At 63.4% G+C, this 4919-nt stretch carries 4 protein-coding genes and 1 pseudogene; 3 read left to right on the forward strand and 2 right to left on the reverse strand.

What is annotated here, in order from left to right; all coding sequences use genetic code 11:
* Positions 1–264: 264 nt before the first annotated feature.
* Positions 265–558 (forward strand): DUF2267 domain-containing protein, encoded by a 294-nt coding sequence (locus JWP83_RS03445; protein WP_297725799.1) that lies wholly within the window; start codon positions 265–267, stop codon positions 556–558.
* Between the two features lie 134 nt (positions 559–692).
* Here the strand turns inward: JWP83_RS03445 and JWP83_RS03450 are convergent.
* Positions 693–867 (reverse strand): annotated as a pseudogene (locus JWP83_RS03450) (IS3 family transposase); the annotation flags it as partial.
* A gap of 206 nt (positions 868–1073) precedes the next feature.
* On the opposite strand from JWP83_RS03450, the gene JWP83_RS03455 reads away from it, so the two are divergent.
* Positions 1074–2462, forward strand: a complete 1389-nt coding sequence (locus JWP83_RS03455; protein ID WP_297725801.1) for an aldehyde dehydrogenase — start codon at positions 1074–1076, stop codon at positions 2460–2462.
* 577 nt (positions 2463–3039) lie between these two features.
* On the opposite strand, the gene JWP83_RS03460 is transcribed toward JWP83_RS03455, so the two are convergent.
* Complete coding sequence (locus tag JWP83_RS03460; RefSeq protein WP_297725803.1) at positions 3040–3984, reverse strand: helix-turn-helix domain-containing protein; 945 nt, start codon at positions 3982–3984, stop codon at positions 3040–3042.
* 117 nt (positions 3985–4101) lie between these two features.
* Between JWP83_RS03460 and JWP83_RS03465 the strand changes: the two genes are divergently transcribed.
* On the forward strand, positions 4102–4919 hold an 818-nt coding region (locus JWP83_RS03465; RefSeq protein ID WP_297725806.1), incomplete at its 3' end, for an alpha/beta hydrolase.

A 4919-nucleotide genomic window follows, 5' to 3' on the forward strand; every position in this document is an offset into this window, starting at 1 on the left:
AACTGTCGGCTTCGCTAGACCTGAGGGCCTTTGCAGCGGTCTCGATCTGCCAGAACAGGTGGTCCATCGACTCTTACTAACCACAGGTTGGTGCGCCGCAACGCAGAAGCGGGCATTGTCCGAGAAAGCCGCCGTTCTGTGGAACAGACAGTTGGAGATGATCCGATGAAAGCACACGAGTTTTATCGCGACGTCGCCGAGCGCGCCATGCTGTCGAAGGGGGAGGCAGCCGAACTGACCCTTGCGGTACTCTAGGTCTTGGCGATGCGAGTCAGCGCCGGAGAGGTACGGCACCTGATCCGACAGCTCCCCGAGGAGCTTGCCGACTCAGTGCGATGGAACAGCAAAGGTCCGGAGCGATTCGACCTGGATGACCTGATTCTGCGCGTCAGCAGCCGCACTGGACTGACCAAGACCGAGACTATGACCGGTGTGGAGGCGGTGCTGCTGACCTTGCGGGAGGCGGTTGACCGGAAGGAGTTCAACGACTTCATGTCGCAGCTCCCTGTGGAGTTCACCAGGCTGCTCCCGTCGCCTAATCCGCCACGGGCGGTATAGAGCCTCCAGTTGCCGTGGCGCAACAGCCTGTCAATATAGGTTGCGCAAGAGCCGATGGCAGGCGAGATTACGGCCTCTCTTATCAGGTGCGGATGCCGATGAATGAACCGTCCTGGTCTGGATGGAGACCTCGGTTAAGCCACCTCCGGCGTGGAGGTGACGGTAGCGGTTCTCGTAATCGACGGGTGAGAGATACCCGAGCGATGATTGCAGGCGGGTGGTGTTGTACCAATGCACCCAGCTGGCGGTCTCACGTTCGACCTCGGCGCGGCCGGTCCAGGATTTCTGGCGGTCAATCAGCTCGGTCTGGTCGCGTCCCACGTCGTGGCCGGCGCGACGGGCGGCTTTCCAGAGCTTGCGCTACCCCATAGACCCGGTAATTGTCTTCCCAGAGCGCCACCAGGGCGGGCCCGCGCTCAGCGTCACGGCAGGCCCGCGCCGAGCGTGTAGCGCCTTGGTGTCCGTAGTACGTGCTCGGGACCATCGACACTCCTGCTGATCGCAGGACGGTGCAGATGGGCTCGACCCCGAACTCGTCGCGGTTCGCGTCGAAGAAGTCGAAGAAGTCGAAGAAGTCGACTATTTCTTGTCGACACAACGTCTGTTGTGGATTCTCAAAACTTCCTGTCCAATCGCAGTGCCCTGACTTGCGCCGTCGCAGGTTGTCTCACGCAGTGTCCGACGTCTACGACCAACGCCGCACAGAGATGGCCGAAACCATCAGAGCTGAGATCGGCGCTCCGATCACCTTCGCCCAGCGCGCACAGGTCGGCCTGCCCGCGATGATGATGCGCGCATTTTGCGACCTCGCACAGCGGCAACAGTGGCAGGAGAACCGGCCCGGTTTCTTCGGGACGGATGTCCACGTCCGCAAGGAACCCGTTGGCGTCGTCGCCGCGATCGTGCCGTGGAACATGCCGCAGTTCCTCATCGTCACCAAACTGGTGCCCGCGCTGCTCGCCGGCTGCACAGTAGTGCTCAAGCCCGCCGCCGAATCCCCGCTGGACGCATTGCTTTTGGCCGAAATGATCGACCAGATCGACCTTCCCCGGGGCGTGGTCAGCGTGCAACCGGGCGACGGCAGCGTCGGTGAACTACTGGTAAGCCACCCCGGCGTGGACAAGGTATCTTTCACCGGCTCGACCGCGGCCGGGCGGGCCGTCGCCGCGGCATGCGCGCCCAACCTCACCAAAGTCAGTCTCGAACTCGGCGGCAAATCCGCCGCCATCATCCTCGATGACGCCACACCTGAAGCCGTCGCCGCCGGCGTGCGGTCGGCCAGCTTGTCCAACAGCGGGCAGATCTGCAACGCGTTGACCCGCGTTCTGGTGCCCGAGCGACGCCACGACGAGTACGTCGACGCGCTCGCTTCCGAAATGACCGCACTTCGGGTCGGCGACCCCAGCGATCCCCACACCCAAATCGGCCCGCTGGTCTCCCAGCGCCAACAACAGCGCGTTCGCGATTACAACCAGATCGGGCAGCACGAAGGTGCGCAATTGGTCATTGGCGGCACCGAAATGCCCGGCGGACTCGAACGCGGCTGGTACGTCGAACCGACGCTGTTCGGCGCCGCCGACAACACCATGCGCATTGCGCGAGAAGAGATCTTCGGACCAGTGATCACCGTCATCCCCTACCGCGACGAAGACGACGCCGTGGCCATCGCCAACGACTCCGACTACGGCTTGGCCGGGTCGGTGTGGACCGCTGACACCGACCGGGCCCTGACGATGGCCGCGCGAATCCGCACCGGCACCTTTGGGGTCAACCAGGGCTACACCATGGACCCGTTCGCGCCGTTCGGCGGCGTCAAGGCCAGCGGCTACGGCCGCGAACTGGGACCCGAAGGCCTCGACAGCTACCTCGACTCGAAGTCCATCGTGATCGCGCCCGGGCGCTGAAGCCATGGTGGCCGAGATCCTTGACCGCCTTCGCACGAACATTGAGCAGGACAGTCGACGATGATGATGAGCGGCGGGGCGGCGTGTAGGGTCCCAAATTTAGAGTCATTCCTTCGGAACGCCCTTACCAACCGCTTGGCGGCATATCCAATCGCTGGGGGACGCGGGCTAAACCCGTTCGGAAGGTTCCGTCACGTTACGGCGCTATCAAAGCCGCAAGCTCACGCATAGTCCAGCGTCGGTGGGACGTGAATACCAAGCAGCACAGTGCATCTGGCATCACCGACCGTGGATAGTCTCTATTACCCATGAAAGTTGTACGCTCGCCCGTATTTCGCGCTCGACGAAGCATCATCCGCGCAATCGACGCTCGCCTCCGTTGGCAACACAATCACAAAGGAGCCTGCGGCCCGCTGTCGCCAGCCCTCTCGAGTGACTGGCTGAGAGGCAATATTCGAAGTTGCATATTCGTTTGCGCGGATCAGACATCGGGCGGCCGCGGCTTCACGGCGGTCGTGGCGAACGCGATGCCGAATTCGCCGCGGTATTGAGATAGGCGCGCTTACAGCAGCATGGGTCATTGTGTTCGGCGGTATTCGCGTGGGCTGATGCCGTAGACCTTGCGGAAGGCGCGGGTGAAGTTGGCTTGGTCGGGGAAGCCCCAGCTGTAGGCGATGGCGGCGATGGTGTCGTGGGGATGGGTGGTGTTGGCGAGGTCGCGGGCGGCCCCGGCGAGGCGCTGGGTGCGCAGCCAGTCGGCGAGGGTGATGCCTGAGCGGGACAGGATCAGGTAGGCGTAGCGCTCGGAGATGCCGTGTTCGCGGGCGACGCGACTGATGTTGAGGTCGGGATCGCGGAGATGCATCTTGAGGTATTCGATCATTCGCACGCCAAGGGTGGCGTGCAGTGGTGCGCGGGCTCGGGTCTCGTCGCCGGCGGTGGTGGTGAACAGGGCGCGCAGCAGATCGAGGGTCGGCTGCTCGAGGGCTTGCCTGTCGGCGTCGGGTAGGTAGATGGCGTGGGAGCCGAGGTCGACGAGGTAGCGGGCGACGATGCCACCCAGGACGTGACCCCTGTTGATGCGGTGGCCCACGTGTGATTCAACGACGCCGTCGGGCAGATCGAGGGCGCCGTAGTCGATCATGAAGGTGTGTTTGGCGACGTTGTCGAACGTCGCGCTGTAGGGCTTGGTCGAGCAGTAGGCCACGACGTCGCCGCGCCCGGCGTCGGAGACCACATTGTCTTGGTGAAACGTTGAGTGCCCCGAGGTGACGACGCTGAGGATCATGGTGCGCGCGTGATCTTGCGCCACGCGCCGCTCACCTCGGTGTACGAGGGCGCCGCGGCCGTTGCACGACACGAGGAACAGTCGTCCAAAGAAGTCGGAGACGGTCGACACGTGCAGCAGGTCGACCGCACCGGTGGACACGTCGATCGGCACCGGTATCTGACCCAAGAGGTCGTGTAGGGCGGGCTCGCGCAGCGAGATCTCGATGTCATCGAGGTCGAATGTAATCGGCATTTCGGTGGTCCTTTTTCGTGCACAAAATGCTCGGTTTGAGTGCAGAACGGATCAAGACCTCTGGCCCACCGGCGCCCTAGCGTCAGTCTCTACCTATCACGAGCGAAAGGCGAGGTTATGACTACAGCGAAGCATGAGAAGCAGACCAATGGTGTGACCGATTGGGAGCGGGCGGAGGTGGAACGTGCCAACAACTCCGGGCTGTCGCCGGTGGTGTTTGTGCACGGGCTGTGGCTGTTGCCCAGCAGCTGGGATGGGTGGCGAAAGCTGTTCGAAGACAACGGCTACATCACCCTGGCGCCGGGATGGCCCGACGACCCGCGCACCCGCGAGCAGGCCTACGCCAACCCCAACGTGTTCGCCGGCAAGTCGGTGCAGGACGTCACCGACCACTACCTGGCGGTGATCTCCGAGCTCACCACCAAACCGGCGGTGATCGGGCATTCCTTCGGCGGGCTGATCGTGCAGAAGATCGCCGACGAGGGCGCCGCCGCGGCCACCGTGGCCATCGACAACGCGCCGATCAAGGGCGTTTTACCGTTGCCGTTGAGCGCGCTCAAGTCCGGGTCGCCGGTGTTGCGCAATCCGGCCAACCGTCACAAGGCCATCGCTTTGACCTTCGAGCAGTTCCAGTACGGCTGGGCCAACAACCTCGACGAGGCCGAGGCCCGCAGGCTCTACGACACCTACCACGTCCCGGCGTCCGGAGAACCCCTATTTGAGGCGGGTTTCGCCAACTTCATGCTGGGTGGGGACACCAGCGTGGACGTCAAGAACCCCAACCGGGGGCCACTGCTGATCATCTCGGGCACCAACGACACCACCGTCCCCCGGGCATTCACCCACGGCAGCTACAAGAAGCAACTCAAGAACCCCGAAACCACCGAATACGTCGAGATCGAAGGCCGCGGACACTCCCTGGTCCTCGACCACGG

The organism is Mycobacterium sp., from assembly GCF_025965855.1.
Classification (GTDB): Bacteria; Actinomycetota; Actinomycetes; order Mycobacteriales; family Mycobacteriaceae; genus Mycobacterium.

Coding starts and splice junctions, on each gene's coding strand:
- JWP83_RS03445 (WP_297725799.1), top strand. CDS start 265: ATGCGAGTCAGCGCCGGAGAGGTACGGCACCTGATCCGACAGCTCCCC.
- JWP83_RS03455 (WP_297725801.1), top strand. CDS start 1,074: ATGGGCTCGACCCCGAACTCGTCGCGGTTCGCGTCGAAGAAGTCGAAG.
- JWP83_RS03460 (WP_297725803.1), bottom strand. CDS start 3,984: ATGCCGATTACATTCGACCTCGATGACATCGAGATCTCGCTGCGCGAG.